Annotated in this window: 19 protein-coding genes; 6 read left to right on the top strand and 13 right to left on the bottom strand. The window is 44.6% G+C overall.

Annotated features, from left to right (window positions below; all coding sequences use genetic code 11):
* Nucleotides 1-40: 40 nt before the first annotated feature.
* Together CWO27_RS06715 and CWO27_RS06710 are read right to left on the bottom strand one after the other, a co-directional pair.
* Nucleotides 41-1,543, bottom strand: a complete 1,503-nt coding sequence (locus tag CWO27_RS06715; protein ID WP_107898727.1) for an arylsulfatase — start codon at nt 1,541-1,543, stop codon at nt 41-43.
* Nucleotides 1,544-1,552: 9 nt separating this feature from the next.
* Nucleotides 1,553-1,942, bottom strand: coding sequence for a DUF4345 domain-containing protein (locus CWO27_RS06710; RefSeq protein ID WP_102432868.1), 390 nt, complete (start codon nt 1,940-1,942; stop codon nt 1,553-1,555).
* 139 nt (nt 1,943-2,081) lie between these two features.
* Between CWO27_RS06710 and CWO27_RS06705 the strand changes: the two genes are divergently transcribed.
* The gene (locus CWO27_RS06705) at nt 2,082-2,852 is read left to right on the top strand and encodes a DUF481 domain-containing protein (protein WP_102432869.1); all 771 of its coding nucleotides are present in this window, start codon (nt 2,082-2,084) and stop codon (nt 2,850-2,852) included.
* Nucleotides 2,853-2,947: 95 nt separating this feature from the next.
* Here CWO27_RS06705 and CWO27_RS06700 read toward each other — a convergent pair whose 3' ends face one another.
* From CWO27_RS06700 to CWO27_RS06675, 6 genes are all read right to left on the bottom strand, one after another.
* Nucleotides 2,948-3,367, bottom strand: coding sequence for a globin (locus CWO27_RS06700; protein WP_048658228.1), 420 nt, complete (start codon nt 3,365-3,367; stop codon nt 2,948-2,950).
* 136 nt (nt 3,368-3,503) lie between these two features.
* The gene (locus CWO27_RS06695; protein ID WP_102432870.1) at nt 3,504-3,884 is read right to left on the bottom strand and encodes a VOC family protein; all 381 of its coding nucleotides are present in this window, start codon (nt 3,882-3,884) and stop codon (nt 3,504-3,506) included.
* A 148-nt stretch (nt 3,885-4,032) separates the two neighbouring features.
* Nucleotides 4,033-4,473 (bottom strand): redox-sensitive transcriptional activator SoxR, encoded by a 441-nt coding sequence (gene soxR / locus CWO27_RS06690; protein WP_055320106.1) that lies wholly within the window; start codon nt 4,471-4,473, stop codon nt 4,033-4,035.
* 187 nt (nt 4,474-4,660) lie between these two features.
* Nucleotides 4,661-5,182, bottom strand: coding sequence for an NADPH-dependent FMN reductase (locus CWO27_RS06685; protein ID WP_055320105.1), 522 nt, complete (start codon nt 5,180-5,182; stop codon nt 4,661-4,663).
* 242 nt (nt 5,183-5,424) lie between these two features.
* On the bottom strand, nt 5,425-6,987 hold the full coding sequence (locus CWO27_RS06680) for a glutamate synthase-related protein (RefSeq protein ID WP_107898726.1): 1,563 nt from the start codon (nt 6,985-6,987) through the stop codon (nt 5,425-5,427).
* Nucleotides 6,988-7,213: 226 nt separating this feature from the next.
* Entirely contained in the window at nt 7,214-7,771 is a 558-nt protein-coding gene (locus CWO27_RS06675) for a DUF1439 domain-containing protein (RefSeq protein ID WP_107898802.1), read from the bottom strand.
* A 286-nt stretch (nt 7,772-8,057) separates the two neighbouring features.
* Between CWO27_RS06675 and CWO27_RS06670 the strand changes: the two genes are divergently transcribed.
* Nucleotides 8,058-9,401 carry a sigma-54 interaction domain-containing protein gene (locus CWO27_RS06670; protein WP_107898725.1) on the top strand — a complete coding sequence of 448 codons (1,344 nt, stop codon included), beginning with the start codon at nt 8,058-8,060 and terminating at the stop codon, nt 9,399-9,401.
* Between the two features lie 91 nt (nt 9,402-9,492).
* Here CWO27_RS06670 and CWO27_RS06665 read toward each other — a convergent pair whose 3' ends face one another.
* A complete protein-coding gene (locus tag CWO27_RS06665) occupies nt 9,493-11,283 on the bottom strand; it encodes a hypothetical protein (RefSeq protein WP_107898724.1) in 1,791 nt (596 codons plus the stop codon).
* A gap of 401 nt (nt 11,284-11,684) precedes the next feature.
* Here CWO27_RS06665 and CWO27_RS06660 point away from each other — a divergent pair, with 401 nt between their 5' ends.
* The 4 genes from CWO27_RS06660 to CWO27_RS06645 all read left to right on the top strand — a co-directional run bounded on the left by CWO27_RS06660 (nt 11,685) and on the right by CWO27_RS06645 (nt 14,823).
* Nucleotides 11,685-12,071: a thiol-disulfide oxidoreductase DCC family protein gene (locus CWO27_RS06660; RefSeq protein WP_102432873.1), complete on the top strand. Its 387-nt coding sequence runs from the start codon at nt 11,685-11,687 to the stop codon at nt 12,069-12,071.
* Between the two features lie 302 nt (nt 12,072-12,373).
* Nucleotides 12,374-13,717: an ABC1 kinase family protein gene (locus CWO27_RS06655; protein WP_055320103.1), complete on the top strand. Its 1,344-nt coding sequence runs from the start codon at nt 12,374-12,376 to the stop codon at nt 13,715-13,717.
* A 96-nt stretch (nt 13,718-13,813) separates the two neighbouring features.
* Nucleotides 13,814-14,359 carry a glutathione peroxidase gene (locus CWO27_RS06650; protein ID WP_048669003.1) on the top strand — a complete coding sequence of 182 codons (546 nt, stop codon included), beginning with the start codon at nt 13,814-13,816 and terminating at the stop codon, nt 14,357-14,359.
* The gene (locus CWO27_RS06645; RefSeq protein WP_107898723.1) at nt 14,356-14,823 is read left to right on the top strand and encodes a DUF3429 domain-containing protein; all 468 of its coding nucleotides are present in this window, start codon (nt 14,356-14,358) and stop codon (nt 14,821-14,823) included. Before CWO27_RS06650 ends, CWO27_RS06645 begins: the two co-directional genes overlap by 4 nt.
* Before the next feature lie 41 nt (nt 14,824-14,864).
* Here the strand turns inward: CWO27_RS06645 and CWO27_RS06640 are convergent, their stop codons facing one another.
* The 4 genes from CWO27_RS06640 to CWO27_RS06625 form a co-directional block, all read right to left on the bottom strand.
* Nucleotides 14,865-15,299: a GNAT family N-acetyltransferase gene (locus CWO27_RS06640; RefSeq protein ID WP_055320100.1), complete on the bottom strand. Its 435-nt coding sequence runs from the start codon at nt 15,297-15,299 to the stop codon at nt 14,865-14,867.
* 48 nt (nt 15,300-15,347) lie between these two features.
* A complete protein-coding gene (locus CWO27_RS06635) occupies nt 15,348-15,962 on the bottom strand; it encodes a LysE family translocator (protein WP_017089636.1) in 615 nt (204 codons plus the stop codon).
* Between the two features lie 109 nt (nt 15,963-16,071).
* Nucleotides 16,072-16,425, bottom strand: coding sequence for a hypothetical protein (locus CWO27_RS06630; RefSeq protein WP_102478645.1), 354 nt, complete (start codon nt 16,423-16,425; stop codon nt 16,072-16,074).
* Nucleotides 16,426-16,538: 113 nt separating this feature from the next.
* On the bottom strand, nt 16,539-17,975 hold the full coding sequence (locus tag CWO27_RS06625; RefSeq protein WP_102530472.1) for a lipopolysaccharide biosynthesis protein: 1,437 nt from the start codon (nt 17,973-17,975) through the stop codon (nt 16,539-16,541).
* Nucleotides 17,976-17,977 lie beyond the last annotated feature (2 nt).

Genomic DNA, 17,977 nt, shown 5'->3' with positions numbered 1-17,977 from the left:
CTGGGCTTTGTTTATTTAGGTTCTAGGAAATGAGCATACGTTAATTCCCCACACCACCGGTTTTCTCAGCCGGAGATTCTGGTGTGACTGGCGGCCACTCTTCGAAGGTTGCTAAGTGTTGCTGAATAGCGGCTTGAGCAGGGCCAAATGCCCACATTTTCTGTCCCATCCATTTCAAGTACATTCCAGACTCTTCAGCTGCTCGCTCGTAAGGATCACGACGCAGGTTGAACAATAGTGGTGCGTTAAGTTCTTCTTTCGGGCCACTCCAACCGTGATTCTGAACCACGAAGTGTGCCTTCCAATCTCCTACTCGAACGGCTTGTAGCTTATCTCGCTCGTAATAGTAAATCTCTTTACGGTTCGACTCGCCTTTTTCCGTCAACATATCGACTTGGTTGTAACCATCGAGATGCGCTTTAAAGCCATCGTGACCTTTCAGCATTTTCTCTTTCAGGTCTGTTGGACCACCCGCCGCTGCAATCAATGTTGGCAACCAATCCATACCATCAAAGATGCCATTACCGACACTGCCAGCTGGGATTTTTCCCGGCCAACTCACCAATGCAGGAGCACGAACACCACCTTCCCATGTTGTGCCTTTTTCGCCATGGAATGGTGTCATACCGCCATCTGGCCATGTCATGATTTCTGGGCCATTATCGGCCGTGAAAATGATGATGGTGTTATCTGCAATGCCGAGCTCTTCCATTTTGGCAAGCATCTCACCAACGTGATCATCGAGATCTTTCATGACCACTTCTTGCAGTCCCCACCCGTTCTGGCCAAGCATGGCCTCATATTCTTCAGAAAGGTGCGTCCAAACGTGACCACGTGATGGACAGTACCAAGTGAAGAACGGTTTATCCGCTTCAACCGCCCTTTCGATGAAGTTGATCGCGTGTTTATTGACTTCGTCATCCAGTGTGCGCATGCGCTCAATCGACAGCGCGCCATCATCCTCGATGGTTTGTCCGCCCTTACCATCCGCTCTTGAATAGATCACGTTACGAGGTGCAAATGCGTCTAACGAACCGTCTTTTGGCCAATCAGGGTCTTCGGTGTATTCCATCGCATTCAAGTGATACAACCAGCCCCAATACTCATCAAAACCGTGCATTGTCGGAAGGAATTCATCTCGGTCGCCTAAATGGTTTTTACCAAACTGCCCCGTCACATAGCCCATGCTCTTGAGCATTTCTGGAAGCGTTGGGGTATCCGCACTCAAACCCACAGGCCCACCCGGCAATCCAACAGAGTGCATGCCCGTTCTCACTGGTAGTTGCCCAGTTAAGAAGGCAGAACGACCCGCGGTACACGATGGTTGAGCGTAGTAATCGGTGAGTAACATGCCCTTCTCGGCAATGCTGTCGATATTCGGTGTTTCACTGCTCATCACGCCGTTGTGATAGGCACTTAGGTTTGAGATCCCCACATCATCAGTGAAGATAACAAAGATATTTGGCTGCTCTTGAGCTGACCATGCTGATAGCGAAAAGCTACTCAACACACTCAGAATAAGAAGATGGAAAATCCTTTTCATAGAATGTCCTTATGCTGTTTCAGATTGCTCGTTATGAATCATTTTTAAACCGACTAAGCCAAAGCCCAGTTCCAAGATCAGATAGACAAAAAGTAGCCAATGCGGCATGCCATCCACCACCAAACTGATGACTCGTCCGGCAGCTAAACCCAACATGAAAACCACCAAACTATAGAGCGCTGGCAGTCGATACTTTTTGAACAGTGCGCCAAACACCCAAAACAACGCCAGAGCCAAATAAAGCCCCATCACTGCACGAAAGATATGAGTCACATTGATGGGGCTCGCGTCGATCCCAAAAAGGTAATCAAGAGAGACAACTGGTGCATAACCATAAGACAGTGCAATCGGTGTTAAACCTAAAACCGCGACGAACAAGAAAATACTCTGTGGCTTCATCCCCTAACTCTCTTAACTTAGCTCTTTTCAAAAAACATAGTCTACAATCAGCGATATACAAGTTGCATATATGGTAAATGAATGGTCAAAACATACATTCATAACAGTGCGATTTCACATTGAGGATAAGGATATCAATATGACTAAATGGCGCTATCTAATCGCATCAGCACTGGCTGTTAGTTCAACTGTAAATGCGCAAGAAGCAAGTACACCGATGGATACAAAAAAGTGGCAACATAGCTTCGAAATCTACGCGCTCGCACTCAATATTCGTGGAGATAGCACCATTGGTAATTTGTCAGCAGATGTTGATGTTGATCCTTCATTCATCATGGATCATCTTGATATGACCGTAATGGTGCGTTTAGAGGGTGTCTATGACAATCAATGGGGCTATTACATTGACTACAGCTTCATGAAACTAAGCGGAAAAACAAACTCGGTATTAGGATCCAACGCAGAGTTATTAAGAGGTAACCTTGATATCCGACAAGGTGTTTTAGATGTGAAGGGTTTTAAGCGCTACCAATACGATTTTGGCACGATTGATTATCTGTTTGGGCTTCGTTGGTGGGATAACGACATTGATACCAAGCTTTACGGTTCAGGTGGTAGGTTAAGTGTCGACCGATCACTTGATGAAGAATGGGTTGACTACCAAGTAGGTGTGAGATGGATTACGCAGATCAATAAGGATTGGAAGTTTCACGCAACCATGGATGCAGGGCTTGGTAGCGACACCGACTTTACCTCTTCCCTATTAACTGGCGTACGATACCAGATAAACAGTTGGTCTGACTTAAATATTGCCTATAAATCGACCTGGGTTGATTACGAAAACAAAGGAACCTTTGAATACGATACCGCATCGCAAGGATTCCTGATTGGTTGGGCTGCTCATTTTTAATGATGAGTCAAAAAATTGAGAATTGAGGTAAGCCTGATTCATGACTTACCTCTCAAACGAAATCTACCTTTCAAGAAAAGCTGCTGGTGACTTAACTATTGATTCACAGAACCTGGCACAACACACTCTTTCTTCATGATAGTTAAGCCTGCTTCGAGAGTTTCTGTCCAAGCTTGTTCGACGCTTTCATCATAGTGAGGGTCGTATTTTTTAACCGTATTGAGTAACGAATTGAACCACTCGTTGAGCTCAGTTTCGGAAATATCCAGCCCTAAGTCTTTATGCCTTTTACCCAATTTCTTTACTGAGTTACGCACGCTCGGCAGACCAGCAGAGTTGTAGATAAGAATGATCGAGGCTTTAAGCATCTTGGTTTGTTGCTCTAACCCTATCTTTTCGAAACGCTCTGAAAACCTTGGATTATGCTCGCAAAAATCCGCCAAAAACGTTTCGAGAAATTCTTGGTCGATCCGGCAGCGCTCAAAGCTTTCATAAAACAGTTCGTTCGATGTCATTTAGCTGAACCTTTGCAAAATTTTGAGTATTCAGAAAGCTAACAAGTTCAGAGCCGCGACTTCGCCAACTCCGAACCATCAACATGATCTAAGTATACGCCACTGTGGCATAAAATGAACGATGACATAAGGTAAACTATGGCATAAAGTGAGTTGCACAGATCTTGTTTCCATCAGGATCTCGCAAATAAGCCATGTACAAGCGACGCTCGTCAGAACCTCTCGCTCCGGGGCCGTTTTCAATACTGGTACCGCCATTTTCGACGCCAACCCGATGCCACTCATCTACAACTTCAGGAGAAGACGCCAGAAAACCCACCGTCATGCCGTTGCCGTGCGTTGCAGGCAGGCCATCAATCGGCTTCGTTAAGCCCAACACGCCCGTTTGGCTAACGTAAACACAGCGCCCTTTGGGATCAACTGAGCCTTCGTTATAACCAAGTACTTTCATGATGGGGTCATAAAAACACTTCGCGCGTTCAATATCTTCGGTACCGAGAAAAACATGGCTGAACATAACTAACCTCTTCTTTTATTGAAAGAACCACCTAAACTAGACCCTTAATTCCGCTTTGTCTAGACGAGATACCCCTACCCCTGCCACCACTGCTCTATCAAGTGATAACACATATAGAATTGAGTTCGATGTTCAGACGAAATGGAGGCTAATCAACAATACGCTGAGCACCCTGCCCTTGGTCATGAAGAATATCTTCTGGGTTTAATAAATGGCACTTTTGCATACTCAAACAACCACAGCCAATACAACCTGTTAGATTCTCTTGTAGCGAACGTATTTGTGCCATCTTGCTATCGAGTTGCCCTTGCCACTTCTTCGCTACTCGCTCCCAATCTCGCTTGGTTGCTGTGTGGTTCATCGGCAGCGTCGATAACTCTTCCGTGATCTCTTCAAGAGTAAAGCCTATCGACTGCGCAACTTGAATAAGAGCAATTCGACGCAACATCGCTGACTGATAACGGCGTTGGTTTCCATTCGTTCGAATAGAGGCAATTAACCCTTTAGTCTCATAGAAACGCAGTGCAGAAGGAGCAACACCACTGCGCTCCGAGAGTTGACCAATCGTTAAATACACGATGTTTTTCATGCTCTATCACTTTCCCTGTTCATGTTATTTAGCTATTCAAGTCCACAGAGCAGTATAGCTAAAGTTAATCTTAAGTTTAAGTTGAGGTTCTTGAGTTAGCTTTGAGTTTTCATATAACAACAGCAGGGCTTAAAACGCAAAAACAGCCATCAAGGAAGGGGGTTTGAGTCTTATGACCAATATGCACCTAGATCTTTTTCATTATCATCTTAAGGTTATCGATCATCTCTACGTTAGTCATCTCTCCCGCTTCCATATCGAAGTTATCGTAGAAGCTTGGCACCGACATAGAGCCTTTCACATCAGCATCAAAGTAAGGTGCAGAATTTACCGCTGACGACAACACAGAACTTGCACCACCAGGGCCTGGTGATGTGGAGAGCATAACAACAGGTTTGCCTTGATAAACTTTCATGTCGATGCGTGATGTCCAATCAAACACATTCTTAAAGGCTGCGGTGTATGAACCGTTGTATTCAGCAAAAGAGATGACCACAGCATCAGCTTCACCAATCTTGCTAAAAAAGCGCTGCGCATGTTGATGAACGCCGGACTCTTTTTCTCTGTCTTCACTGTAAATTGGCATCTCGAAATCATTGAGGTCGAGCACCTCGACTTGCGCGCCTTCGACTAAACCTGCTGTGTAAGCTGCAAGTTGTTGGTTAATTGATGTTGTACTGTTAGTCGCGCCAATCGCTAATACTTTCATTGTTGGTTCCTAATTCATTTGTATCACCTTTCCACATTCATGGTTTCAGAGGCGATTGTCTGTGTATTTAGATTGGGAATGATAATAAAACCTCAAGTTAACTTGAGGTAAAGCGATATTTTTAAAAAATAGGAAATATTTTAAAAACGCTTATAAAGCAATGCATTACAAAAGGGCAACTTTGGGGTTGAGGAAATAAGCACACCCAAAAGAGCAGTAGGTGTGCCTTATCGAAGTGCTGTTTACTTAAGTTGGTTTAGTGGACTGACACCAGAATAGGCAACTCCCGATAGCTCTGCCATTTCGCGATTCCATGTTGCTAAATCGTGAGGGTTAAATTGATTCAAGTGATCATGCCCACACGCTCTCGCCATCACTTGCATTAATTCTGTCGACGCCTCGAAGAAGTTTTTAAGCTGATTCGATGCCTTCTCCACATTTAAACGCTGGCGTAAATCGGCTTTTTGAGTCGCAATACCCGCTGGGCAATTATTGGTGTTACACATTCTCGCCGCTACACAACCTATCGACTGCATGGCACTGTTCGAGATGGCGACACCATCAGCCCCAAGCGCCATTGCTTTCACAAAGTCCATCGGTACGCGCAAACCGCCCGTGATGATCAATGTGACTCTGTCACTGACACCTTGCTTGTCTAGATAGGCTCTGGCACGAGCAAGCGCTGGAATAGTTGGCACACTGATATGGTCTCGGAACATTTCTGGCGCCGCCCCTGTACCGCCGCCACGCCCATCCAAGATGATGTAATCGGCACTGGCATCTAATGAGAACTGAATGTCTTCCTCGATATGGTTAGCACTTAGCTTAAAGCCTATTGGGATACCGCCTGTCACCTCTCTAACTCGGTCAGCGAACTTTTTGAAATCCTCGACTGTTTTAAGGTCAACAAAGGTGGGCGGAGAAATCGCTGCCGTACCCGCTTCAATGCCACGTACTTCTGCAATCTTACCTATGTTCTTCGCGCCCGGTAAGTGCCCGCCCGTTCCGGTTTTCGCCCCCTGCCCGCCTTTAAAGTGGAAGGCTTGAACGTTTTTGAGCTTAGCTTCATCGTAACCAAACTGAGCACTGGCTAACTCATAAAAGTAGCGAGAGTTCGCCGCTTGCTCTTCGGGTAGCATACCGCCTTCTCCAGAGCAGATGCCTGTTCCTGCAAGTTCAGCACCTTTCGCTAAGGAGACTTTTGCTTCTTCAGATAGCGAGCCAAAACTCATATCAGACACAAACAAAGAGATGTCCAATTTAAGCGGCTTCTTCGCTTTGGGACCAATAATCAGTTCAGTACCAACTGGCACATTTTCTAGCAAAGGCTTGGTGGCCATTTGCGCGACCATCACTTGAATATCATCCCAGTGAGGTAATAGATATCTTGGGACGCCCATTGAGGTCATTGGCCCATGGTGACCTACTTTGGATAAGCCATCTCGTGCCAATTGATGAATGAACTCAACCGTGGGCTCTTCTTTAGTTGCAGAAGGTGCAGGTGAGAGATCGGGCGTTGCCGCTTGGATATGCACATCAGGGCCTTCTTGACCCACTTGCTCAGCCGTAAACTGTTTATGGGCACCATCACAAAAAGGAAGGTTGCTAGAATACTTACAGCGACACAGGTAGGCATCTCCGCTCTCTTCGGCAACAAAGCTTTTCGGTTTGAACCCCGAACCGGCATGGGAACCGTCACAAAACGGTTGGTTTTTCGATTTCCCACAGGTACAGAAGTAATACTCCTCCCCTTCGGTTAGCTCGACCTTAACGGGTTTGTTATCCGCTATCACTGGATTCTTCATAGTTCGTTCACCTTTTCTTTCTTATGATTTGATGACTGAAGCGATGACTTGCTCACAAGAGTAAAGTAAAGATGAGATACGCAGCGAATTCAATAAATGGGCCTGAGAAAACAAGCTTAATATACAGCCAAAAAACAGAAGCATTGACTGTTCAACACAAACAAAAATGGCCACCAAACTGGCAGCCATTGTGTTTTAAATCTTAGTCTAAGCTAAACGTGAAAGGTTAATCGAATAACTCGATGACCAGCTTGTTGTCTTTAATCACAAGATTAGGTTCCGAAGACTTAATCAATGACTCTTGAACCTTATTGCTGTCGAGTTTGTAAACTGGCGACTGAGATAAGGCAAAACCAATCATAGAAACGGCAGGCTTAAGTAGTTTGGCGATCTCAGGAGAAAGTTGTTTGTCTTTTTCTTCAAAGCGCTCTAAACGCAGTGATTTCAAATAAATCTCGCCACTCTCTTTGTCATATTCAGGAATCGCACTGAACTCGATATCAAGACCCAACCTCATGTTCGGCACATTAAACACCTGAACTTGTGCATTAGTATTCGCCAGAACAGACACGCGCTCGGCATCAGCTCGGCCAATTTGTACCGCTAAGTCATCAACCGCGACTTGTGCATACATAACGTTTTGCACACCGACTTCTTGCTCTAACATCACCGAATCTTGCAGGTAGTTCGTCATTTCTTGTTCAGTAACGCTATAGCTAACACAACCGCCTAGCACCAGCGCAGAAGCTGCCAAAATGAACTTTTTTGCTACGTTAATTATCATCAATATCAGCTCTTTATCGTTAGTGATTAGCGCGGAGTTTACTGTGTCATCATCAATAAACAAAACAGTAAAAACACGATATTCGTGAATACCTTTATTAATAAGCATAAATATCAATAAGTAAAGCACCAGATTAGCTTTCCCGCTTTAGATAATGACACTTGTCAGCCAAACGCCATCAGATTTGTGTACTCGAATTAATTGAGTTTTGCTCCTAAGCTTATGGGATATTTAGGGGGCTTACTGTAGGTTTCATCATGGAGTCGAAACATGAAGAGTGAGCACAATGCCATCAAAAAGAGTATCACCTGAGCCTAAAACTCGTTCTGTGATTCTGCTATGTAACACCACATGCCTGCACCATAATCAGTGGGTAGATGAATTGCGCCTCCATAACTGGGAAGCTCAAATTGCAGAAACGACCGAACAAGCCATTCACTTGCTCAATTCCCACAGCCACTGCTGCGCACCAATTGTGGTTTCTTGTCTAACATCATCCTCGGTCGATAAGCAATGTGAGCAAATATCAACGTTGAAGGCACGCTTTCCAAGTTTAAAAGCAATCGCTATCTTCAAACAACCACCAAGCCGAAACTTATCGCTCATTAAGCAAACCTATTGGGATTATTACCACCTACCAATTGATACAGAGTGGCTTTGTCGAAATTTAGGGCATGCGTATGGCATGGTAGACACCAAACAGAACAAACCTAAGCCTGCTTCATGCCATGAATATCAATTGGTGGGGAAATCCAGCACCATCCAACAACTTAAAAAGAAAATAACTAAGATCGCTAACAACGATTTCCCAGTACTGATTCAAGGGGAAACAGGTACAGGAAAAAGCCTCTGTGCACGTTTAATACATGAGGCCTCAGCCCGCTGTCAGAAACCGTTTATCGCTGTAAATTGTGGCGCAATACCACAGTCACTGGTTCACTCCGAGTTGTTTGGCTTTGAAAAGGGCTCGTTCACGGGAGCAAACAAGCGCTACGTCGGACATGTAGAAAGAGCGAATGGTGGCACACTATTTCTCGATGAGATCGGCGATCTTGAGCTGTCGCTGCAAACTTACCTGCTCCACTTTCTAGAAAATAACTTGATAGAGCGATTAGGCAGTAACAACCAACTAACTGTAGATTGCCGTGTAATTTTCGCCACCAACGTCAATATCGAACAAGCCGTCGCGGCGGGTAAATTTCGAAAGGATCTCTTTCATCGGATCAATGTACTTCCATTGGATCTAGTGCCACTCAATGATCACAAGGAAGACATTGAAGATTTGATTCGATTTGAACTAAAACACAATTACGCATCCAAAATCAAACTGCCTAGTGACACCCTTGAGCAAATGAAACAGTACCATTGGCCGGGCAATGTCAGGGAATTATTCAACTGCATAAAAAGGGCGATTGTTCTTTCTAACTCAAGCGCCCTTTCTACTCATCATATGGGGATTCAATTGAAAGGTGCATCGCTCGCCACTGAGAGTGACACTCGACTTTCTTCAAAAAATGTCCGTCGAGTGATTCAGCAACACCACTACAATATTTCCCAATCTGCTAAAGCGTTGTCTATTTCTCGGACAACCTTGTACAAGCTGATCAAAAAACATCAGATAGTAATTTAAGTCGCCTAGTTAATTAATTACCTAACTAAAAAAAGCAGCCTAACGAACTAGGCTGCTTTAGAGTTTAGTTGTACTCAGTTAATGAAAGTACTTATGGCTCAGGAACAGTAAATGGACAAACATCACAGGTTGCAATGTTCGATGTTTCCATAAATGCTTCTTGCAAGAACAGCGAGTCAAACGTTGCTGTTACTTGATTAGATAGCATTCCGTCTACTCCAGTTGGTAACACATTTGGCGCATAAGTTTTGCTTACTTGTGTACACACTTGACCAATCGCATCACCAAAGTTCGGTATCCACTCTCCTTCACCCGTTTTACAAGCAAACAGCCCAGGGTCGGCACTTAATACACTACATATATTACCAGCACCACATGTGGTCACATCCTCAAGATCATCACAAGGTAAAGCGAAGTCGAGGTAATAACTGCTGTTGACGACTTCGGTAGGTAAGTCAGAACGGCTCAAAGAGTCATCCTTAGAATCCACCAGCGATTCAATAGCCAATGGGATATCACCGGTATTACATATTTCAACATCATAGGTTTTCTTAAGCACAACTTGTCCACTATCAACCTCTAAGAAGCTATTACATACCTTAGAAATCTCAACCATTGGACTCAAGTCGATTGGCGGACAATTGTAAGCCACAGGAGCTTGAGCATTCACGATAAGCCCATCAAGATCTACTGAACCATCGATCACACCAACGGCACCATTATTTACAGACAAGTAATTACCCATGAATGAGAATGACTCACCGACACTCCACACTTCATCACCGTTACCCACGACAGGAAGCGCACCTAAGATTGGTGAATCAGATAAAAAGGCCACTTGGTAATCACCATTGGTGCCTAACGAACCAGGACCGGTGTTGGTGACCGTCACGGTGTAATCGATGTTAAACATGCCATCGACCGTAAAACTGGTTGTGTTACAAGTCGCCGCTATGCTGATACTACATAAACTAAATGAACCGACAACGAAGTCAGCCAAAGACGCATCAATCGAACGGGAAGCTCGAGACTCCACTAAGAAGCTACTAAAACAAGGGATATCCTCAATACCAAACTCATCATTCAATAGTGCAGATAAGTTCAGGCGTCCTTCAACAAAGCTCTCCGTCGGAATAGACGTAGTTTCACCCGTTTTAGCTAGATAATCCCAACCTTGTACATTGGGTAGAGCAATTGCCCCGATAGAATCATCATTTGAAATCGCACATATCTTCTCGACACCGACAGCACCACTGCCACATCTTGCACCAACGAAATCATTCGATTTAGGGTCTCCAGCCGTCTGGAACAGTCTGGTCATGTTGTCAGTCACATCACCATTATTCAAATCCCATTGCAGCACTTCAATATAAGGTTTACCACCACTGGCTTGCGGAAAAGAAATCAAGACCAATATGTCTCCATTAACGTGCTCGCCAACGAAATCACCTTTTGTCGCTCCTGCCGGTAATCCTACTTGATCTTGCAAGAACCAAAAACCAATGTACATATCACCATTGTTCGCATATCGGTCGGCACCAAAGTAAATCAGCAAGTCACCTTCGCTTTCAAAAGCTGTGGCATACGCATTAGTAAAGTCATCTTTTGGTTGTGGTGACGCCGTACGGAATGCCCAATCTGTAATGTCGGAATCATCTTTTGATCCACCTTTCCAAAAGATTTGGTCGATACCATTACGGTCTTTTTCGAAAAATTCTGCAATCCCAACAATGCTGTTGGGGTCATTTACATCGTCCCAATCAATACCACTATTATCACTGGTCGCGTTACCATCGAGTTCCATCACATCAACAGTAGCCCACGCCAACTGAGGACTACTAAACAACAGAAGCACACTAAGTAAATAATTTATAACCTTCATGTTCTCTCTCCATTTGTTCATACTTATGCTTTTAAGGTTTTCTTCCATGCCCAAACTGGAGAAAATCCTTTAGCAATTCGTAGGTTCGATAGAGCATATTCCAAGCCAACTTCAACTAATTGATTTGGTTGATGTTTATATATTGAAGGCACACCTTTCTTGGACGTTTTGTTATCATTTGTCCATAAACCAGAGATTTGACCAAATAATCAAGGACTTGAAAGGGTGAACAAAGTGTCTAAGTCAGACATCTTTAGAACTTTGATTCGAGAAGAGTGATCTTTAAAAGGTACAATAGCGTAGCCATTTTAAGATTATCGAATAACAAGCGATTGAATTGAAGGGTGCCGACTTAACGGGCAACTGAAGGTTCTTCTAGCTAAGTCACAGGCGAATAAACAATGACACAACTGACGATATTTTATGATGGGACTTGTCCATTGTGCGCAAAAGAGATGGCGGCACTTGCCAAGCATGATATCGAGAATAAGATTCAAACCATTGACATCTACAGCGAATCCTTTTCAGACTACCCTCAGATTGATGCGGACGCAGCCAACACCATTTTGCATGCACTGGATGAGAACGGCAAAGTGCTGTTAGGTTTAGACGTGACCTACCAAGCGTGGCGCTTAGTAGGAAAAGGTTGGCTATATGCTCCATTGCGTTGGGCGATATTTAAGCCAATCGCAGATTGGTGTTATTTACGATTTGCCAAGAACAGATATAAAGTCTCTTTCTGGCTAACTGGAAAATCACGCTGCAACGGAAACAGCTGCATTAAATAGGATTGAGTTAAGACATGCCGCTGGCGACTTTGTAGTAAACGATGCCAAACAGAGCTGCGAATACCAATACCGTAACGGCCACTTTCAACCAAATAAATCTCATGCTTTGTCCTTTTAATTCTGTTTACTGTTTCGCGAGACAAGTTACCACAACAAAACATTCGGTTGTGTAATGATTGGCAGAACTTTGTAGTCATACCAATCACAGTAAGTAAGTGATCAAAAATAGCGCAGGAAAAAAGCTAGGGTGAACAGTTATTTACTACGATTGGTATCAACCTTGATTCTCAGAGAGAACCTTTATGTCGGCAAAAGAGAGAAACCTTCCCACACATCGAATTTCTAGATTCAGTAAGTTTGCCTCATTGGCGACAAGGGTCGCGGGCAACGTGCTAACGGAAGGCACCAAGCAGCTTGCACAAGGCAACAGACCCAAAGCAAAAGACTTACTGTTAACGCCACAGAACATTGCTCGCCTGACCGATCAACTGGCGCACCTACGTGGCGCTGCGATGAAGCTGGGGCAGATGCTATCAATGGATGCGGGCGATGTTCTAGAGCCAGAATTAGCCGACATTCTTTCTCGCCTGCGCTCCGACGCTGACCCACTGCCAACAAAGCAGCTCAATCAAGTCTTAGAGAGCTCGCTTGGGCACCAGTGGAAAACCGAATTCCTTTCCTTCAACTTTAAACCGATTGCCAGTGCCTCTATCGGACAAGTTCACCAAGCCTATAGCGATGCCGGGGACAAACTCGCCGTCAAAGTCCAATACCCAGGCATTCGAAAAAGCATCGACAGTGATGTGGACAACGTCGGCACACTGCTCAACATTGTTGGCTTGATACCAAAGTCGGTCGACTACAAAGGCTTGTTAGAAGAGGCAAAAAAACAGCTCCATGATGAAGCGGACTACGCTCGAGAGGCTGGCTATGCAACTCGTTATCACAATGCATTAAAAGAGCACTCTCACTTCGTCGTACCTAAGATTCATCCGCAAGTCTCTTCAGAATCCGTGCTCGCCATGGACTTCATCGAAGGCGTCTCTATAGAACAGATAGAAAGTTACGACCAAGACACCCGTGACTTTGTGATGCACAGCTTGCTTGAGCTTCTATTCAGAGAGTTGTTCGACTTTAAGATGGTGCAAACCGATCCCAATTTCGCCAACTACCTTTACGTTGAAAACACCCGACAAATTGGCTTGTTAGATTTCGGAGCAACACGTGAATACAGTGACCGCTTCAGCGAAGGTTATCGCTTAGCCTTTTCGTCAGTGATTAATAACAATGAGCAAGGGCTCAACCAAGCGTTAGAGCAAATTGGATTCTTCAGCGAGACGATTCTTCCCGATCAACGTCAAGCTATTTTAAACCTCGTAAAGATGGCATGTGAGCCGATGTTGGTTGACGAAGACTACGACTTCAGAGCCAGTGGTTTGGCACAAAGGCTTCGTGAAGCAGGCACCATATTGAGCATGGAACAAGAGTATTGGCACACACCACCAGCCGATGCGCTGTTCCTGCACCGAAAAATTGGTGGCATGTATCTGTTAGCGGCTCGCCTTGGTGCGAAAGTGAATATAAGTCGTTTGGTCGCTCCATACCTTATGCCAGAGAGTAAAAGCACAATTAAAAACGATAGTTAAAACGCTAATGAAAGAGACAGTAAATAAGACACAAAGTGATCATTTCAACGTGCTCAAGAGTAATAACCATTACGCCAACTAAAATGAGTCACACCTATGGAACATTCACTGCTGCGCTCCACCGCCCTAATCGCGAGCCTCACGAGTTCATTCGCTTTTTCAGCTAGCTGCCCAGAGATACTCAACGGAAAACAAAGGCTGTTAAATTCAAACGAAGAGATTGAACTGTGTGAAGAGTTTCAAGGTAAGGCTTTATTGATCGTGAATACGGCAAGCCAATGTGGTTTCACTCCTCAGTTCGAACAACTAGAGCAGCTCCATCAAACCTATAAAGACCAAGGCTTCACGGTTGTTGGTTTCCCAAGTAATGATTTTCGCCAAGACAGAGGCAGCGAGGAGCAATCCGCTAAAATCTGCTACTTAGATTATGGCGTCACCTTTCCGATGATGGCGCGTGCATCAATCTCTGGGCCAGAAGCAAACCCAGTCTTTGCCGAAATCCAACAACAAGCGGGCGTAACGCCTAAATGGAATTTCTATAAGTTCTTGATCAGCAAAGAAGGTAAAGTGGTCGCAACCTTCCCGAGTTCTACATCGCCAACCAGTACTATCCTTAAAACCGCTATCGAGCAGCAGTTATGAAGTCAGATTACATGGGGACAACTCAAACACGTAACACCATGGCCAAACTTGGTTATATGGGGTTAATTCCGTTTTTATTCGGTCTCCTCCTTTCGCTCACCGACAGCCAACTTTTAAGCTTGAGCGGGGAAACACTCTTCATCACTTACAGCGTGGTCATCTTGAGCTTTTTGTCGGGCATCTTATGGGGAAATGGCATCGAAAATTTCGAAAGCCAATCAAGCAACAAAGCGCTGATTCTAAGCAACATGGTTGTGTTAATCGCATGGTTGGCAGTGTTGCTTGGAGAGCAAAAAGAGTTTCTCACTACCCTAATTCTCATCATTGGCTACATTGCGGTTTGGCGAGCTGAAAGGTCAATGAGAGAAGAGAACCAGAGCCAAGGCCCAGATGGCTACTTGGATATGAGAACTCGGCTCACCTCTAGCGTGGTATTGATGCACGGTATCGTGATGCTAACTTAAGCATGCGATGCCTATATCTAAACGGATACATGAAGCGGGAACTAGATGATGAGCTGCATGACCAGACGAGGCTCATCGTCTCCGAAATAATTACTCTCTTCTTTGATGGTCACAAAACCCATCGACAAATACAGCTCACAAGCCGAACTGTTACTTGGATCAACGGTAAGTAAAAGCTTGGAACCTTGTGGCAAGGTTTCTATCGCCAGTTGCATCAATGAACGGCCAATCCCCATACCTCGGTAAGCAGTATCAACAGCCAGTGACAAAACCCAATACTCTTGTTGTTTGTCGGTTGGTGTCATTAATATATAGCCCGCAACCTGCGAATCTTGTTTCGCCACCAGCAAGCCCTTCCCCCAGCAATCAAATGCCTGACGAAAGAAAAACAACGGATAGGCGTGATCGCCAAATAAAGCATGTTCAAGCTGGTAGATATCAGCCAGTTCCTGTTTTTCCGCACAGACAATATTCATAGACAGACCTTAAAAGATTAACGATAAACTAGACAAGCAAAATGAGAACTACTGTCGACTCACCAACAGATTAGCACCGGATAGAGCAAGAAAAACCGAGCACGCTTTGTTGAAACGCTTGGCCATTTGAGGTTTTGAAAACCAATTTCGTAGATATAAACCAAAGGCTGCATAGATGGAAATCGCGAGCATTTCTAATACAAGGAACGTGCTGCCTAAAACAAAGAATTGAGTATTTACGTTCGCTGAAACATCGACAAATTGAGGTAGGAATGCAGTGAAGATAAGTATCGCTTTGGGGTTGCCAGCAGCCAGTGCGAACTCTTGTTTAACAAGACCAAACCAGTTCTTATTTCGTTCAATATCCGCGACCGGACTGGCTTGTGAGCGCCAAAGATTGAACGCGATCCACAACAGATACATCGCGCCAAATAGCTTGATAAGGAAAAACAGAGTTTCAGAGGTATAAAGCACAACAGCTAAACCGGATGCAGCCAAAGCAATCATGCCAGAAAAAGCGAGGATTCTTCCTAAGCCAGCGACAAAGGCGGCCTGAAATCCGTAACAACGGGCGTTGTTCATTGATAACAAATTGTTTGGGCCCGGTGTCATGTTGAGCGCAAAGCAAGCCGGTATAAACAGTAGCAACTTCCATATTTCCATTGGTATTTCCTAGTCTCAATATGCCAAGGTTATCGTATCATTAAATGAGATATGACCTTTTATAGCAGCTATTAAAACCAGTACCAATCCTACTGTCGTATCCTTTCAACTAATTCTCAAAAAATTTCTCGTACTCTGGTGTCGCTAAGTTTTCTGCAATCCCCATTTCACCCACTATATAAATGGCACTCGCAAGAGTCTCTATGGTTTGGTTAAGCTCTCTATCGGGCACTTCACCAACAACAGGAACGGGCTGACGTACAGATGTTGAATTGCAGACTACGCTTTCACAAACGATGTTGTGTTGTTCCTGTTGAGAAACTTCTGGCGGCTTGAAATCCTGTGAATTGAAGTCGGGAGCAGTAATACCCTTACTTGAAAAATCAGAGGCGCTGTATGAGGCAGCTGAAAACAGAGACAAGAGCAGCATCCACTTATTCATAAATCTTTCCATGGTTAGCATTCACTGAATTTATAAATACTATCTAATTCGAGTCGTTATGAACAGTGTTTTATTGTTGAAGATAATTATGTAGCTAAGTGCCGATTACCCGCTGTACTTGGGGTGACATGAATTCAACTCACATGCGAATGCTTACCTAACATAAACTTATCGAGTAGCGGCTGTGGTACAGGGATAATAGAGTATCGAATGAAGGCAACTAACGTCACTATCGCCACAAAACTGCCTAAAACAAAATCATGCACATCAACCAGCACCCAACCAAGAACCCTATCACTGACAATCGCAAATAGACCGATACTCACCGCGACTATCCATTTACGGTGATCATAAGGTAAATATTCCATCTTTTGGCTCACGATATAGAGCAGTGACAGCCTCACGATATAAGTACCACAAAGCACCACCACCACACCCCACACTCCATAAATCGGTGCCACAACAAAGTAGCCAATCGCAGCCAAGATCGCACAGCCACCTTGAATCCACATTTGTGATTGACTTGAATCGCCACTAAAGCAGCCTAAATTGAGGTAATCGCCTGCGCTTTTGATAACACCAATCACAAGCAAGGCCACGACGAGAGTACCAGCATAGTGATAGCTGCTAGGCAAAATTAATGAGATGAAACCAGGAACGGTTAGAATCATCAGGATCCCTAACACGATGGCAAGGTTAACGCCGACTAAGGCTCTATCTGCACAAATTTTACTACCGCCAAGCTGCTGAAGCATAGCTACTCGGTTCGGAAACCACCAAAGTGCATAAGGCTGCAACAGTAAGCCTAGAATCAACGCAAACTTACCGCTGACCGCATAAATCGCAAGCTCTTCAACGCCGACGAAACTCGCCATCACCCAACGGTCTAGCCCTGTAATCATGTAAATCGAAGCACCACCGACTAACGTGGGCAATCCAAATTTTAGGATCTTAGCGGAGTACTTGAGGCTGCCAATTGAGCCCATCTCCTGCCATTGATAACGCAGTAAACACAGCATCAGCAGCACACTCGAAACAGCGGAAGATATTAGTACACCATCGATGCCATAACCCGCTTCAAGCAGCACAAACGTCATTGCAGCTTGCACACTCGCCTTCAAGACATTGAGCATGCAAAAACGTTTTGCCATCGCATTCATTCGCATCAGTGTTAATGGGATAGAAATCGCACCATCGAGCATGGTCGGTATCAACAGAAGTAGGATTTGATAGGGTTGGAACTCGACGGGCAGCATCAATAACAGTAGCGGCATGCTAAGTGCAATTAAGCTCCCCCCTAACACACACACTAAGACACTCAATGTGAAACAGTTAGAAACCAATTTCCTCTTTTCTTCCCCCTCAGCGACGCCAACATATCGATACATAGCCTCAACAATCCCAAAGCTAAATAGGATCGTCCCGATATCAGCCAACAAGACAATGGCTTCTAAAGAACCGTATTCAACCAACGTCATCTTATGGGTGATATAGGGGACCATCACGAGTGATATCCCTTTCATCATCACAATGCCAATGGCGTAATATGCGGACTGTTTTAGTGACCCCATAG

The sequence above is a fragment of the Vibrio sp. 10N.286.51.C3 genome (genome assembly GCF_003050065.1).
Classification (GTDB): Bacteria; Pseudomonadota; Gammaproteobacteria; order Enterobacterales; family Vibrionaceae; genus Vibrio; species Vibrio crassostreae.
Note: the sequence above shows the minus strand (reverse complement) of the source record. Positions and strands in the feature narration are given on the sequence as shown.